Source organism: Spirosoma pollinicola, assembly GCF_002831565.1.
Lineage (GTDB): Bacteria > Bacteroidota > Bacteroidia > Cytophagales > Spirosomataceae > Spirosoma > Spirosoma pollinicola.
On the sequence record NZ_CP025096.1, the window covers coordinates 1,671,946 to 1,687,207 of the forward strand.

At 47.6% G+C, this 15,262-nt stretch carries 12 protein-coding genes; all 12 read right to left on the reverse strand.

Annotated features, from left to right (window positions below):
* Nucleotides 1–54: 54 nt before the first annotated feature.
* Nucleotides 55–2,289, reverse strand: coding sequence for a hypothetical protein (locus tag CWM47_RS07105; RefSeq protein ID WP_100987326.1), 2,235 nt, complete (start codon nucleotides 2,287–2,289; stop codon nucleotides 55–57).
* Nucleotides 2,286–3,479 carry a BatA domain-containing protein gene (locus CWM47_RS07110; protein WP_100987327.1) on the reverse strand — a complete coding sequence of 398 codons (1,194 nt, stop codon included), beginning with the start codon at nucleotides 3,477–3,479 and terminating at the stop codon, nucleotides 2,286–2,288. The genes CWM47_RS07105 and CWM47_RS07110 overlap by 4 nt, the downstream gene beginning before the upstream one ends.
* Before the next feature lies 1 nt (nucleotide 3,480).
* Nucleotides 3,481–4,332: a DUF58 domain-containing protein gene (locus CWM47_RS07115; protein WP_100987328.1), complete on the reverse strand. Its 852-nt coding sequence runs from the start codon at nucleotides 4,330–4,332 to the stop codon at nucleotides 3,481–3,483.
* 6 nt (nucleotides 4,333–4,338) lie between these two features.
* Nucleotides 4,339–5,328 carry an AAA family ATPase gene (locus CWM47_RS07120; RefSeq protein WP_100987329.1) on the reverse strand — a complete coding sequence of 330 codons (990 nt, stop codon included), beginning with the start codon at nucleotides 5,326–5,328 and terminating at the stop codon, nucleotides 4,339–4,341.
* 111 nt (nucleotides 5,329–5,439) lie between these two features.
* Complete coding sequence (locus tag CWM47_RS07125; RefSeq protein ID WP_100987330.1) at nucleotides 5,440–6,057, reverse strand: DUF4159 domain-containing protein; 618 nt, start codon at nucleotides 6,055–6,057, stop codon at nucleotides 5,440–5,442.
* 178 nt (nucleotides 6,058–6,235) lie between these two features.
* Nucleotides 6,236–6,745, reverse strand: a complete 510-nt coding sequence (locus tag CWM47_RS07130; protein ID WP_100987331.1) for a GNAT family N-acetyltransferase — start codon at nucleotides 6,743–6,745, stop codon at nucleotides 6,236–6,238.
* Nucleotides 6,746–6,759: 14 nt separating this feature from the next.
* Entirely contained in the window at nucleotides 6,760–7,434 is a 675-nt protein-coding gene (locus CWM47_RS07135; protein WP_317046724.1) for a Uma2 family endonuclease, read from the reverse strand.
* Between the two features lie 5 nt (nucleotides 7,435–7,439).
* Complete coding sequence (locus CWM47_RS07140; protein WP_100987332.1) at nucleotides 7,440–8,345, reverse strand: GIY-YIG nuclease family protein; 906 nt, start codon at nucleotides 8,343–8,345, stop codon at nucleotides 7,440–7,442.
* A gap of 93 nt (nucleotides 8,346–8,438) precedes the next feature.
* Nucleotides 8,439–9,776 (reverse strand): TldD/PmbA family protein, encoded by a 1,338-nt coding sequence (locus CWM47_RS07145; protein WP_100987333.1) that lies wholly within the window; start codon nucleotides 9,774–9,776, stop codon nucleotides 8,439–8,441.
* Between the two features lie 110 nt (nucleotides 9,777–9,886).
* Nucleotides 9,887–11,527: a TldD/PmbA family protein gene (locus CWM47_RS07150; protein WP_100987334.1), complete on the reverse strand. Its 1,641-nt coding sequence runs from the start codon at nucleotides 11,525–11,527 to the stop codon at nucleotides 9,887–9,889.
* 458 nt (nucleotides 11,528–11,985) lie between these two features.
* Nucleotides 11,986–13,350, reverse strand: coding sequence for a TldD/PmbA family protein (locus CWM47_RS07155; protein ID WP_100987335.1), 1,365 nt, complete (start codon nucleotides 13,348–13,350; stop codon nucleotides 11,986–11,988).
* An 11-nt stretch (nucleotides 13,351–13,361) separates the two neighbouring features.
* Nucleotides 13,362–15,002: a TldD/PmbA family protein gene (locus tag CWM47_RS07160; protein ID WP_100987336.1), complete on the reverse strand. Its 1,641-nt coding sequence runs from the start codon at nucleotides 15,000–15,002 to the stop codon at nucleotides 13,362–13,364.
* Between the last annotated feature and the right edge of the window lie 260 nt (nucleotides 15,003–15,262).

Sequence of the window (15,262 nt, forward strand, 5' to 3'; positions counted from 1 at the left end):
GATAATGAATACTGCAAGCTTTCTCATTTTACATTATCCATTATTCATTGTCCATTACTTAATATGTCGCCAAAAGGCTTGTTGTAAGGCACGGTCACTGGCATACGATGGACCGGTTCGCTCCGACGTACCCGTTAGGGCGTAGAGTTTTGTTTTTAACTGCGTTTTCTCAGCGCTGGTAAGCGATTTCCCTCCGGCCAGTTTTTGCAACGAGGCTAATATCGACCAATTCTGAAGCCCACTGTTCACCACGCCATTAGCCAGACTATTGCCAAGTAGTTGCAGCGTTTGCCGTTGTTGGGTGTTTAGGGTTAAAAGGTCAAGATAACCGAGCGCTTCCGGAACCAGCAACTCGATGCGTTGCTGCGAATACGCACGTTCCTGATTAAAAGCATCGGTTACGTTTTTGAATTCACCCGTTAAGCGGGTTTCCTTTTCTTTTGTCTGTGGTGGATCGAAGCCGGTTTTCTTTACATACGACCGGGCTTTTTGCTGCGACAGTTTTAGGTATTTAAGGGCTTCCTGTTCATAGGGGAGGGCTTTTTCTGGTTCGTACATCCGCAAATGCAGTTCCGATTGCCACATATTTTCCAGTGCCGTTTTCAGCAATGCCCTAGTTGATTGTTCATGAAACGTATTCGTTTCGGCATCGTCATGATTGTGCACGTACTGCTCCATTAAAGCAGCCAGAGGGTCTTTGTTGTCATCAGCGGCCCCACTTCCATGATTGTGATCATGCTCATCATCGTCGTGGTGAGCTTGAGCAGGCCCGCCATGATCGCCTTCTCCTTCGTCGTGCTTGTGCATGTAGGCATCTACCAGGCCCGCTATGGGTGCCCCGTCGGTATTGGCGGGTGGGCCACCGCCACCGATTGATTTTTCAAATTCCTCGCCCAAAAACTGGCCGTAACGTAGTCGTAAGGCTTTTTGGTCGAACCCAATTTCATTCGACTGGCTTTTAAAGGCATGTGTCGGATTGGCCTTGTCGGCCATTTTTTTGCGGGTGGCAATTAGTTTTTCGGTATCGATAATAATTTGCCGCTGACTCCGGAAATACTCCGGCATTATATTTACGGCCATCGTAGCCAGTTCGCTTTCTTCAACCTTGGTTGTGTCTTTGTAAACGACAAAATACGTATCTGACTTCGTGAAATTTGGCTCGGGCTGGCGGTTGTCGAAGGCAGCCCAATAGTAATAAAGCTCGTCGCCGGGCGTGAAATTCAGCGCCTTTAGATCAATGGCCTTGGTAAATCGTGCTTCTTTGAAATTGGTCGGGCTGAGCGGGAATTTCATTTCCCGGAATTTCACGTTCTCGCCCGATCCCCGCGCTACGGTTGCCACAATAAACGCCTGAGTAATACTGAAATCATCAGAAATTTTAGCGGCTATGTTTAACGTTTTGGGGTCTTTGAGGTAATGAAACTGATACAGCACTTTTGAGTCAGGCTCAATTTTAGGCGCGAGGTCTGGCCTGGCTTCAAGGCGGTAAAAATCTGATTGATAAACAACCGAATCCTTATTGCTTTCCGTCCGCCAATAGGCTTTGATGGCATAAAGCCCTGAACTAATAAGTCGATCCTGATACGTGTACGCATTACCCGACTGCCGGAAGGCCAGTTCCTGTCCACGACTGCCAACCATTCGAACCGAGAGCTTCTGATTTGAACTAAACTGCACCCGCCAGCTCAGGTTCGAACCAACCACCGACGAAGCATTTAAATTTGATGAATTCGTTTCGGAAAGGCGTGTATAAGCAGGCGGCTGAATACGCAAACTGGCCGATTCGAAGGAAGGAGGAACGGGTTTGCTTTCAGGCATGACAGCAGCCATAAAGCCACTCTTTTTCGGCCCTTTCTCAGGACTTTTTTGTAGTAATGGATAGCCAACATAAACGGCGAGCGCGCCCACTAAAAACAGGCTGTATACACCCGCTTTCGACCAGACAACCACGGGTGCCTGTACACGTTGAATCTGCTGATTCAGCCGGTCAAGCTGAAGTTGTTCGGCCAGATTGAGCTGGGGTTTAGTCAATAGGGGCAAGCTATACTCAGCATCGCCAACCGTCTGATGAATGAGTTGAATGGCGAGCGGTTTTTTATCCTGGTACAGTTTATTGAAGATAGCGCCCGCGCCAAATCCTGCCACGCCCAGCAAAACTGGCCATAGCGATGGTCCCGTAAACGTAGCAGTCAATAAATAGGCCGAAGCGGCCAGCAGCAGGCAACGCAGAAGGACGTTCGCGTAAAGCTGGTACGTGACCGACGAAATAAGACGTTTTAGTTCGTTCATGCGTTTTTTGTCAAGGCGAGCCAGCGTTCAACTACAACTAAAACGATAAATAATAGCAGTAGTGCATGTTGCAGGCTCGCATGTTGTACCCTTGTTGGCTTGGTTGAGGGTATAAAAAGACTCTTGATCGCTTGTTGGCCAAGGGGCTGGCTGTTTATTTTCAGACCATAATACCGGAGTAACTGTTCGCCCAACCATTCCGGCAATTGCCCGGTTTCGACACGTTCGGAGGTTTGGGGGGTCAGTACGTCGTTCGTATAAATGACGTTGGGTAGTGACGTATGTTGCAAATTGCCCGAAACAATCGATAAGGTTTGTGGGGATGGTTTGGCAGGCAAGTGGTCGGTGAGTTGCCAGGTGTATGCCTGATTCGATGTAGGTTTTTCGTCAATCACCCACTCTATACCGTATACATCGGCTAGGGCGGTCAATGCGGCTGTAACCGTCTTTCGCTCCTGTTCATTTTTATATTGGACCAGCGTTCGGATAGGTCCCGAATGTACAGGCTCCGACTGGAATTTGAGCGAAGGGTCCAAGGCAGAGCTACTGGTAAGTTTACCGCCCTTGTTGATAAATAATTTTCGGTTGTCCTTTAAGGATAGATAAGCGCGGGGCTGATTCGTTGAATCGATGAGGGTATGAAGCTGAAAATGAGTTGGTACCGTAATGGCGGGAACATCGGCTAAGGCCTCCGTAGGGCTTATGTACAGATGAAGCACATTGTGTTGTGCATCAACCTGATTAATAGCTGTTTGCAAGCGCAATGGATCGAGTCGGGCTTGGTTCTGGAACGGGTATGGTTTGTCGTCTAGTTTCGTCAGACGATCATCGGCCCAGATAACTCTTTCCCCTTTCTTTAGAGCTTCGGTTAGTTCAAACTTGAAATTATCCGCAACAGACGAGCTTGGTTGGACCAGATGAATTTTCTGAACAGCTGGTGGCTTCGTCAGCCAGTTAAGCAACGGTTGGGCGAGTAAGACGGCTAGCAAAATCAAGAGTAAACATCGAATAATCAGCAGCAAAACATTGTCGAGCCGGAACCCCCGGCTTTGTTGCTGTTGCTTTTCCAAAAGCCATTGTGTAGCCGCCCAGGGCAGCGGTTTCCCCTGCTTCTGGTGCCAGAAGTGAATGATGACCGGAATGATAACGGCCAGCGCCCCCCACAATAAAATTGGCTCAACAAATGGCATATTAACTTGTCAAATACTGTTTTAGCACCAGGGCAATTGGCTCGCTTAAGCGAACGCGGATCAGCCGAACGTGCGGAATTCGTAAACTGGTTTCTAATTGGGTCAGGTAGTCGGCAGATCGTTGGCGAACCGTATCCCGAATGGCATCGGCCTGTAATTCGATTTCTTTCCCCGTTTCCAAATCCTGAAACCGGTAAAAGCCACTCATCGTGAAGTCGATTTCCTGATCGCCCAATAGCTGGAAAATAACAATCTCCCGCCGGGGGCCAGACACTTTCTGAATCAGGTTCACCCACTCGTCATTTACCTGAAGGAAGTCGGACGCAATAATGAGCATCTCGCTTTGCTTCCGGCTGAATTCCGGGAAGGAGGTAGCTGTACTGTCCCAGGTACCATTCGCTTTAGCGGCTTCGAGCGTGGCTACGAGTTTCAGGAAAGACTGTTTACCTGCCGGAACCAGCGTTTGTATCGTACCATTCTGCAAGCTGTACAAACTGATCTGGTCGCTTTGTCGGTTACTCAGATAGGCGAGTGAAGCCAGCAGGATTTTGGCATATTGTAATCGACTGACATCCGCTTCGGTATAGTTCATCGAGCCGGACAGATCGAGCACAAACCTAACCTGCTGATTACTTTCAGTAGCTGATTCGCGGACCAGATATTGATTCGACTTGGCAAATAATTTCCAGTCTATCCGTTTCGGATCGTCGCCCGGTGTGTAGTGCCGAAATTGCTCGAACTCGGTGCCAATACCGGATCTGTTACTGGCCTGAATACCCAATAATGACTCATCACTGACTAATTTTCCAGCCAGTTGCAGGTTATTGAGCTTTATAAGATCCGTTGTGAGCATAAATCTTTACGACAATCGCAGCTCCGTAAGCAACTGCTTGATTACCTTGTCGGTCGTAATACCCTCAGCTTCGGCACGGAAGTTCAGGGCAATACGGTGACGCAAAATAGGGTAGGCCAGCGATTGAATATCGTCGGGAATGACCGAAAAACGCTCGTTTAACACAGCACGTGCCTTTGAGCACAACACCAGAGCCTGCCCAGCACGTGGACCGGCACCCCACTGACTCCACTGTTTTACATAGGCCGAAGGGGAGTCGTCAGGCCGGGTAGCCCGCACGAGCTTGTTGATATAGTCGATCAGTTCTTCGCTGATGTGGACCTGTCGGGTCAGCTTTTGCAACTGGATGATGTCCTCATCGGAGAGAATCGTATTCAACTCAGGGCGGGCCGTTCCTGTTGTACTTTTCAGTACGTTTAACTCCTCGCGTTCAGATGGGTAGCTGAGTTTGATATAGAGCAGAAAGCGGTCTAGCTGTGCTTCTGGAAGAGGATATGTACCCGCCTGCTCAATTGGGTTTTGGGTCGCAATGATCAGGAATGGCTTCGGCAATAAATAGTCTTTACCGCCGTAGGTAACCTTATACTCCTGCATGGCTTCGAGCATGGCCGCCTGCGTTTTAGGTGGAGTCCGGTTGATCTCATCGGCCAGAACGACGTTCGCAAAGATTGGCCCCTGGTTAAAGACGAATACTTTGTGGCCAGTCTCATGGTCATCTTCCAGAATTTCCGTCCCAACAATATCGCCAGGCATCAGGTCAGGGGTAAACTGAATACGTTTGAATCGCATCGCCAATGCATCAGACATCGTTTTGACCATCAAGGTTTTGGCGAGACCGGGAACACCTTCGAGCAGGCAATGGCCACCGGCCAGAAGCGAGATTAGTACTTCGCTAATGGCTTCTTCCTGTCCAATAATTACCTTTCCAATTTCTTTTCGAAGCAGCGGCAGCTTGGCTACCAGCGATTTGTAGTGAGTTAAGTCTGTTGATTCCAACTTGCTATATGTATCAGGTTGTAAGAAGGGGAGTACTAATGAATAATATAAAATGTATGATGAATAATGTGTCAGCAATTGAGCCTTTTTTCATTTTTCATTATACATTATTTAAGCGGTCAATGCGTACGTCACTATGTTCACACCAAACTTTGTATTGTCTTCGGCCAGGAAACGCTTGTTTCGGAAGTCGTAATCCCACTCGCAGCCGTAATCTTTGTTGCTGTATAAAACACCAATCCGCCCGTTGATCGTAATGGCTTTGAGGTAATCATGTACCAGGTCATCACCCCAGCCATTTAGCTCAAATGAGGTAGTTGGCGGGCCTTCGGGAAATTTGAAAAAGCAAGTATAGATGGGGTGTGAATTAGAGATTTTCTGGAGGGCTTTCGGACCAAATGTGCGTGCCATTTCCTGCTCAAATGATTTAGCAAAGAGGCCGTCCACGTCGTGGTTACAGTCGTCGACAAACACGAACCCGCCGTTCTGAATATAGCGTTTGAAGTGATCGCGCTCCAGGGCCGAGAACTCGACTAGTTTGTGACCGCTGAGATAGCAAAACGGGCTTTTGAACAGGTCTGGACTACTGAGTTGAACTACCTTTTCTTTCTGATCGACGGGTAGGGTTGTGTATTCTACAAGCGAATGCATCAGGTTCGATGGCATTCGCTGATCGGTTTCCCAGTCGCCGGAAGTATATTGGATTCGTGTGAAAAAAAAAGGTTTCAAGATCGTTTGTTGAGGGAGAAAACAGACCAACGTATCTATCGTCGTTTAGGTGTTTAACCGTCGATATTACTATTAGTAGTTAATATTATATTCATTTTAGTGGTCATTCTTAAAATTGGCATAATAGAGCTATATCGTGCCTTTTATCCTTAAAAATAGCTTTTCCAGCGCTATTTACCTAGGCTATCAACGGTTTTTCCATCACGAAATCCTCCATCAAATAGCCATCGCCAATGTCGATGTCTTCGTGATCAACGACCGAGAAACCCATTCGTTCGTAAAACTGGACAGCCTTATTGTAGCGGTTGACATTTAAACCCAAGCGAGTGTTCTTATGTTGCACGGCTATGGTAGCGACCTGATTTATCAATGATCGACCAACCCCTTTGCCCTGACTGGCGGGGAGCATGTAGATCTTGTGAATTTTGGTAAGGGGCTGCCCTTTATACGTTAGTTCGTAGGAAACGTAGCCCAGTGGCTCGTTGCTGTCGGTATCTTGGGCGATCAGAAAGACGTGTTTTTTCTCAATTACCTGCGTCCTGAGGGCCTCAGGACTATACATCATCTCCAGCATGTAGCTGATTTGGGCAGGCGATAAAATCTCCCCGAACGTAGTAGGCCAGGTTTGGTAGGCAATGTCGCGAATGATGGGGAGGTCTTGTTCGGCGGCTTTGGTAATGGTAATCATTGGTTGAGCATCAATCAGACGGGTTTTGTCATCAGAACCCGTAAGGTCTCCAGGTTAACTTGTTTATCAAAAATTGCCTTAACTGGAATCTGAAAACCAGGGACTGTAATTGCCGTAATGATATCATTTAGATAGAGGACCGCTATGAAAGCGAATGCCATTGTTGGCTCATCCAGTTGGTATTGCTCAACTGATTTTCGGACGGGGTCGATGATCCAATATTCCTGAACACCGTGTGCTGCATAGTCCTCAAACTTGACACCCCGGTAGCGACCCGTAGTACTTTTAGAGAGAATTTCAACGATTAAATCCGGTGCCGGATGCTCCATTTGATCATCCTCGAATGAATTCGCCGTCTCATTATTCCAGTAACAGATATCTGGCTCATAATCATTGCGCGTTAAACCAATCAGGGCTTTCTCTGAATCAACAGCACCTAAATCATGTAGGTGTACGTAGACTCGAAGTAGAGTCGTTAGATTTTGCGTTGCATCCAAATGTCGACGCTTAACAGGCGAATGCATAATGACTTCGCCGTTAATGAATTCGGCTTTAATATCATCGCGAAGCCATTCTCGAAACGCCCGACGTCGTTGCGCTTCGTCTGCCAAAATAGCCTGTGCCCGTTCAATGACCAATTTGGCATCAGGGGCTTCTAAGAGATCGGCAACACGAGATTCGAGCATCATAATTTTTAGATAGGGGAAACTACAGCTTCTAATTTGATTACATTACTGGTAACAAACGCAGTTTCATCTGCTTCAAATCCTTTTAAGGTTCTTCCAACTGACGTTTTCCATTCAATTAAACCATTGGCGTTTCGCCTCATAACGATGGTAGCAGCAGTTGAAGGGCTACCAAATATATAATCATCAGTAAACTCAAGACAATCATTGACTATAGATAATAAACCTTTTTCGATAAGATCCTGCCGAAGTTTTTGTGTAGATAAAGGAAATGAAGGAACCGTATTGGTAGCTGCTTTTGATCCTTTAAAAACTACGAATCCTTCTGATGTAGGAACCCCCAGTGCATTAGAACCTCGTGCGGAGTTAATCTGAAAAACTTCTTGTGGTTGCTTTGTTTCTGGTTTTGCTTCTCGTTTTTCCTCAAAAACCTTGTGGCCAAGTGTGTTAACTAAAAGCTTAATATTTTCCAGAAACTCTTCCATTTCAGCCTTATCTGATTCTGATATGGCAGACTGAGTAGGTGTATTTCCATTTTCTATTTTATAGCGGTTCGCATTTTTAGCGATGCTATGAAGTCTGTTCTCTAAATATTTAATATGGGCTTTGTTAAGGTTTTCATCCTTACTTATAAAGACAATAGCCTCATTCCAAAAATCTTTTTCCTTGTGTTGCGGCAATCGCTCTAACACAGATTCCGCTTCACCTATATAAACCTGTTCAGTACCTATTTCATTACGACCAAGTAAGAGATAAATACCAGTTTTACTCAACTCAGATCTATCAGAACAATCTTTTATTCGAACTCGTGGAATCTTGTACGCTTTACCTGTCCAATTGGAAAGCTCACAACTCATTCTGCCATTAGGGTCGCCATCTATCAGAAAAATTTTAATTGTTTTGCCAAACTTCATTTCACAAATGGCTAATTGATCTCTTCTAAATATACGATTTTGCGTTTAGTTGTGAAATTACTAAACGGTCTTTTCACGACTAAACGCAAAATCTTACACCGCATCCGACAAACTCGTGAACGTAAACTCCCGAATCTTCATGGCCGGAACCAGGTAGTTGCGATCCGTTTCAGTACTGACCACCCGTTCGGGTTTGCCCAGCGATTCGAGGTTATTAAGCATGATAATCGGGCTTTCGTTGAAACGGAAGTTCTTTACCGGATGCTTGATCTTTCCGTTTTCAATATAGAACGTACCATCGCGGGTGAGGCCGGTAAGCAGGATGGTTTGCGGATCGACTTCCCGGATGTACCAGAGTTTCGTGACGAGGATGCCCCGCTGGGTGCTCTTGATCATGTCTTCCAGCGACGACGTACCGCCCTGCATAATCATGTTGTTTGGGAAAGGAATGGCTTTTTTGCCTTGCTTCTGCGCCCAGTATCGCTCATAGGCAAGGTTTTTGACAACACCTTTTTCAATCCACATTGTATTCTCCTGCGGACGGCCATCACCCCCCCAGGGGGATGCGGGTAATTCCGCATTGGTGGGGTCAGAATAAATCGTGACGCGCTCATCAACGATCTTGTCACCTATGCGCGATTTGCCACCTGACTTGCTGAAATAAGAACGACCTTCATCGGCGGAGCGGGCATCCATGTTGAAATAGATGTTTTCGAGCAATACGATAGCGGCCGTCGGTTCCAGAATAACGGTGTATTTGCCCGGTTCAATGGCGCGAGCTTCGGCAGAACCCTGAGCTTTCTGGATGGCAATGCGTGTTGCGGCTGCCGTGTCCAGTTTGGTGTAATCACTATACCCCCGCGCTACGTAGCCAGAGCCTTTACCATCGGGCGTACGAACAGTTAAGGAGAAATTGACACCCGTGCTCGGGTAATAGGCAAACAGACCTTTGGAGTTCATCATGGCTGAATAGCCATAATTGTCCTGCAAAAAACCGGCGGCTGTTAAGTTTTTCTCACGAGAGAGTTGCAAACTTTTATCCACGGCCGTAGCTCGTGTGTCGGGCGTGATTTTGGCCGTTGAATTAAAGAAACCACTTGATTTTACATACTGTTGAGGCCCAAGAATGCCCACATACTCCGGGTTTTCGGGGGCAAGTTTCGCTAATTCTTCAGATCGACGTACTACTTTTTCGAGCGATGCTTCGTCGAACTCATCAATGGTTGCCGTACCAACGCGTTTGCCATAAGCCGATTGTACGGCTAAGTTTTTATTGATAAGCGAGCCGCTGGTCGAGACTTCATTACGAGCGTAACGAAGATTTCCCCGCTCTTCGCCCGAGAGATTCACTTCGCACTCGTCGGCTTTCGAGTAGCTGAGTACTTTGGTGAGCAGTGCTTTCGCTTCCGCTTCAGTAAGGATGATTGCCATGTCTATATAATTGGGACACAGAGATTCACTGAGTTATATGGAGATACACAGAGAATAGCAAAAAACTCTGTGTATCTCCATATAACTCAGTGAATCTCTGTGTCATAATTTTAAATTTTTCTAGCTGTATTGATCACATTAACACCATTAAAGCGGGCTGTGCTGCTACCATGCGATACGGCACTTGATTGTGGCGGCTGGCCTTTTCCATCGAAAAAGGAGCCGCCCAGCCGGTAGTCGCTTTCGTCGCAAACAGCTACGCACGAATTCCAGAACTCCTGCGTATTCGATTGATAGGCTACGTCTTTGAGCATACCCGCAATCTGGCCGTCTTTGATCTCGTAAAATAACTGCCCGCCAAACTGGAAGTTATAGCGCTGCTGGTCGATGGAGAATGAGCCGTCGCCGATGATGTAGATGCCTTTTTTAACATCCTTGATCATGTCCTGCACCGACAACGGTGTTTTGCCAGATGCTAAGGATACGTTGGCCATCCGCTGAAACTGAACCGAACTCCAGCTATCAGCATAGCAGCACCCCTGAGATTCTTTCTCGCCAATGATGTGTACCTGATCCCGGATAGCCTGGTAGTTCACCAGCGTTCCGTCTTTCACTAAATCCCACTTTTTGGTGGCAACCCCTTCGTCGTCGTAGCCAACCGCTCCCAGTGAGCCAACCTGTGTTTTGTCGGCAATGAGATTGACCTGTTTGCTGCCGTAGTTGAAGTTTTTCGACTGCCACTTATCAAGCGTAGCGAAGCTGGTTCCAGCAAAATTGGCTTCGTAGCCGAGTACGCGGTCGAGTTCGAGGGGGTGACCAACCGATTCGTGAATGGTGAGCCAGAGGTGTGACGGATCGAGAACCAGATCATATTTCCCGGCTTCGACGGACTTTGCGCTGTGCTTGGCCCGGGCCTGTTTGGCGGCTGCCGTTACGTCTTCGAGCATGTCGTACCCTTTATTGTAGCGGGTGGTAATGCCCGTTACTTTATCGGAAGGGTTCGCTTGCATATAGTCGTACCCCATGCCCATTGGCGCACTCAGGGAGTTCCGGGTTTCAAATTTTCCGCTTTTAGGGTCGATGGCTGTTACGTTGAAAGTTGGCCAGATCCGGTGAATATCCTGATCGGCATAAGTGCCATCGGTAGAGGCAAAGTACTTCTGTTCGTTGACCAGGAACAGCACCGAGTTTACGTAATTGGCACCGTTTTGTAGAGCGGAGGCATTAACGGAAAGGAGCAGATCCACCTTTTCTTTGATAGGTACCTCAAACGCATTCCGCTTGATGGGCGCTTTCCAGCTTACTTCGCCATAGCCTTTTTGGGGAGCCAGTTGAACGGGCTCTTTCATTAATTTGGCATTGGCTTTGGCAATTGCCACAGCTTTTTCGGCCGCTTTGGCCATATCGGCTTCACTTTTGGCATCCACTACGGCCGCAAATCCCCAGCAACCATCCGCAATCACACGAACGCCAACCCCATAGGACTCGGTATTCACAATATTCTGAACCTTGTCCTCCCGGGTAATAACGAACTGGTTCAGGTAGCGGCCAATCCGAACATCGGTGTAACTGGCCCCTTTACTCTTGGCGGCATTCATGGCCGCATCTGCCAGACGTTTCTTAACAGCTACATCGAGGCCAGGCTCCATCAGCGCTTCCGGACTGACGGGGCGGGAAAAAGCGGGCAGATTAGGCAGTAGGATACCAGCGGTTCCCATGCCTATAAGTTGGTTGAAATCTCTACGATTCAATGGTTGGTTCTCCTATTAATTGAATTTAGTGAAGCGTAATCAAAAGCAAGGTAAATATACAGCCTAGTGCCTGGAATCTAGAATTTAAACTCAGGAGCTTCTCCCTTTGCCAATCTTTGTTGAGCAATTGCGAATAAAAACCAAATCGGTAATAATTGCGAGTGTTAAATTTTGGACGGTAAAAAATTAGCTTGAACGGCAGTTCGAATAAAAAAATAAAGGAGCTGTACAGACCGCACAGCTCCTAATCTTAGAGTTATAAATTAAAGCTGTTTAAACTTTCATAAATCCTTGAATAATAAGTGCTCTTTTTGTCATCCCTCCTGCGTCGGGATGACAAAAAGAGCATCAAAACAAAAGTTTAAACAGGTTCATTGATTAAACACAGAGCTACGGAGAACACAGCGACAATAATTTATTTTTCTAACTCTGTGTTCTCCGTGGCTCTGTGTTTAAATCTACACCGCGTCCGACAGGCTGGTAAACGTGAAGTCACGTGCTTTGACGGGCGGAATCAGGTTGCCACCAACGCGTATCGGGGCGCCGAGGGCTTCCACGTTATTCAGTACGATGACTGCGCTTTCGTTGAACCGGAAATTCTTGATAGGAAATTTGATCTGGCCATTTTCAATGTAAAATGTTCCATCGCGTGTTAAGCCCGTTTGCAGCAGGGTTTTTGGATCGACCATCCGGACGTACCAGAGACGAGTGACCAAAATTCCCTTATCCGTACTTTTGATCAGATCGGCCAAGGATTGGTCGCCACCTGCCATAATAAAGCCGGTGGGTGGGGGAGTGGCTTTAACTCCTTTTTGATCGGCCCAAAAACGGGAATAACTCATGTTTTTGACAACCCCTTTCTCAAACCAAGTTAGTTTCTCCTGCGGGCGACCGTCCCCAACGCCACCACCGCCCAGAAAGGAGCCGGTGCGGTTACGTCCTTCGCTGGCAAAAGGTTCGCTGGGGGCTTCCAGATTCATTGGGTCAGAATAAATGGTGACCCTTTCATCCAGGAGTTTTTCTCCAAGGCGGGTGCCGCCCCCTTTTTTGCTCAGAAAACTCCGCCCTTCGTCGGCCAAACGCGTGTCCATCCCAGACATCATGCTTTGGAGCAATGTACTCATGGCGGTGGGTTCCAAAATAACCGTATACTTACCGGGTTCTAAGGCACGGGCGTTGGTCGAGGCCAGGGCTTTTTGCATGGCAATACCTGTTACGGATCGTGTCTTCAGCTTCGAGATGTCATTAAAGTCGCGGGTAACGTAGCCCGAACCGGTAGCATCGGCCGTCCGAACGGTAACCGAGAAATCGACCGAGGTCGCTTTGTTATAACCGAAAAGACCTTTACTGTTCGCGATGGCCGAAAAACCAGTTGTATCCTGCATGAAACCGGCCGCGCTGAGGTTCTTTTGCTCGCAGGCATCAACGCTGTCGAAGGCTACCTGAGCCCGATATTCAGAGTCCATCCTGGCCGTATTTTCTGAATACATCGGCGTTTCGAGGTAATTTTGTGGCCCAACCATCGGCATGTATTCCGAATTCTCGGGGGCCAGCCGGGCAATTTCTTCGGCTCGCCGGACAGTACGTTCTATAGCTTTATCGTCGAACTGATTGATCGTCGCTGAACCCATTCGTTTGCCAATTCCAGCCGTAATTAACAGCGACATGTTATCGGCTTCGCCACCGGACGAAACACTGTTGAGCGCGTAGCGAATATTGCTGGTTCGTCCACCGCTTAAGCTGACACTCATTTCGTCGGCTTTGGAAAAAGACAATACTTTATCCAGAATTTTCTTTGCTTCTGCTTGAGATATGATGGCCATATTGGTGAAGGTTAAATTTTCCGTCCGGTGTTGAGTACGTTGACGCCGTTGAAGCGGGCCGTTGAGCTGCCGTGCGATACCGAATTGATTTGCGCAGGCTGACCTTTGCCATCGAAGAATGTACCCCCTAGGCGGTAGTCGCGTTCGTCGCAAACTTTCACGCAGGAATTCCAGAATTCCTGCGTATTGGATTGATACGCCACATCCCGAAGCATGCCGACAATCTGGCCATCTTTTATCTCGTAAAACAACTGTCCGCCAAACTGAAAGTTATACCGTTGCTGGTCAATAGAATAGGAGCCATCGCCGATGATGTAAATGCCCTTTTTAACGTCTTTGATCATCTCATCGACCGTGAGCCTCTCTTTGCCCGGTGCTAGCGAAATATTCGCCATGCGCTGAAACTGAACCGTACTCCAACTGTCGGCATAGCAACACCCCTGCGATTCGGTTTCGCCCAGCATGTGCACCTGATCGCGGATCGCTTGATAGTTGACCAGAATACCGTCTTTAATAATATCCCATTTCTTGGTCTTTACACCTTCATCATCCCAGCCCACGTCACCCAGCGAACCCGGCTGGGTTTTGTCGGCGAAGAAGTTGACTTCCTTACTGCCGTAATTGAAGTTTTTCGACTTCCATTTATCGATTGTGGCAAAGGACGTACCCGCCAGATTGGCTTCGTAGCCCAAGACCCGATCCAGTTCCGTAGCATGCCCTACCGACTCGTGAATCGTCAGATAAATATGCGAAGGGTCGAGGACTAAATCCCATTTGCCCGCTTCTACTGACTTGGCTTTCAGCTTCATACGAGCTTGTTTTGCGGCTGCGGTGGCATCTTCGAGCATGTCATAGCCCTGATTATAGCGGGTAGTCACGCCAGTGAGCCGGTCGGGTGGGGCTGTTTGCAGGTAGTCGTAACTACGGCCCATAGGTGCACTCAGGGAGTCGCGGGTGGCTATAAGGCCGCTGGCTTTATCAACGGCGGTGACGGTGAAATTTGGCCAGATCCTGTGAACATCCTGATCGATGTAAGAGCCATCTGTCGACGCAAAATATTTCTGCTCATTGATCATGAACAGTACATTGTTGACGAAGTTCGCGCCGTTTTGCATTGCGGCCGCGTTGGCCGACAGCAACAGATCCACTTTCTCCTTAACGGGGACTTCAAACGAATTTTTCTCAACTTTTGTCTTCCAGCTTACTTCGCCAAAACCTTTCTGAGGAGCCAACTGGACTGGTTTTTTCATTAGCCTGGAATGCGCTTTGGCGAAGGCCACTGCCTTCTCTGCCGTTCGGGCCACCTCTTCTTCACTTTGCGTATCGCCAATGGCCGCGAATCCCCAGCAACCGTTGGCAATTACCCGGACGCCAACACCAAACGATTCCGTGTTGATGATGTTTTGCACCTTGTCTTCACGGGTCATGACGTATTGATTCAGGTAGCGGCCAATTCGAACATCGGCATAGGTAGCCCCTTTGGCGGTGGCGGCATGGAGGCCGGCATCGGCCAGACGTTTCTTAACGGCCACATCCAAGCCGGGCTCCAGTAATTCTTCGGCCGTAACGGTGCGGGCAAGAGCAGGTATTTTTGGTAAAAAAAGCCCGGCTGCGCCCACGCCAAGTGTTTGCGTAAAGTCTCGACGATTCAACGTGTATTCCTCCTATCTGGTTAAGTTTATGGAAAGTAATGGCTTGGCTTTAAGCTGACGGGATGCGGAGAGAGTATATAGTTCGTTCTTTAGAATAGTCAAATTGTAAAATATAATAAGCTGGAACAATTAAATGTCTTTATTTTATTTTGAATTGTTTTATATAGCTAATTAATTATTTGTTTACTGCTAAAATTTGAAATTCTCAGGGAGCAGACTGTTTATTTACATAGCAATAAGGAATATATAGCTGGTCATTT

What these genes read in the sequence shown, in the direction of transcription:
- CWM47_RS07105 (WP_100987326.1), bottom strand. Translation starts at nt 2,289, where the DNA reads ATGAACGAACTAAAACGTCTTATTTCGTCGGTCACGTACCAGCTTTAC.
- CWM47_RS07110 (WP_100987327.1), bottom strand. Translation starts at nt 3,479, where the DNA reads ATGCCATTTGTTGAGCCAATTTTATTGTGGGGGGCGCTGGCCGTTATC.
- CWM47_RS07115 (WP_100987328.1), bottom strand. Translation starts at nt 4,332, where the DNA reads ATGCTCACAACGGATCTTATAAAGCTCAATAACCTGCAACTGGCTGGA.
- CWM47_RS07130 (WP_100987331.1), bottom strand. Translation starts at nt 6,745, where the DNA reads ATGATTACCATTACCAAAGCCGCCGAACAAGACCTCCCCATCATTCGC.
- CWM47_RS07135 (WP_317046724.1), bottom strand. Translation starts at nt 7,434, where the DNA reads ATGATGCTCGAATCTCGTGTTGCCGATCTCTTAGAAGCCCCTGATGCC.
- CWM47_RS07140 (WP_100987332.1), bottom strand. Translation starts at nt 8,345, where the DNA reads ATGAAGTTTGGCAAAACAATTAAAATTTTTCTGATAGATGGCGACCCT.
- CWM47_RS07145 (WP_100987333.1), bottom strand. Translation starts at nt 9,776, where the DNA reads ATGGCAATCATCCTTACTGAAGCGGAAGCGAAAGCACTGCTCACCAAA.
- CWM47_RS07155 (WP_100987335.1), bottom strand. Translation starts at nt 13,350, where the DNA reads ATGGCCATCATATCTCAAGCAGAAGCAAAGAAAATTCTGGATAAAGTA.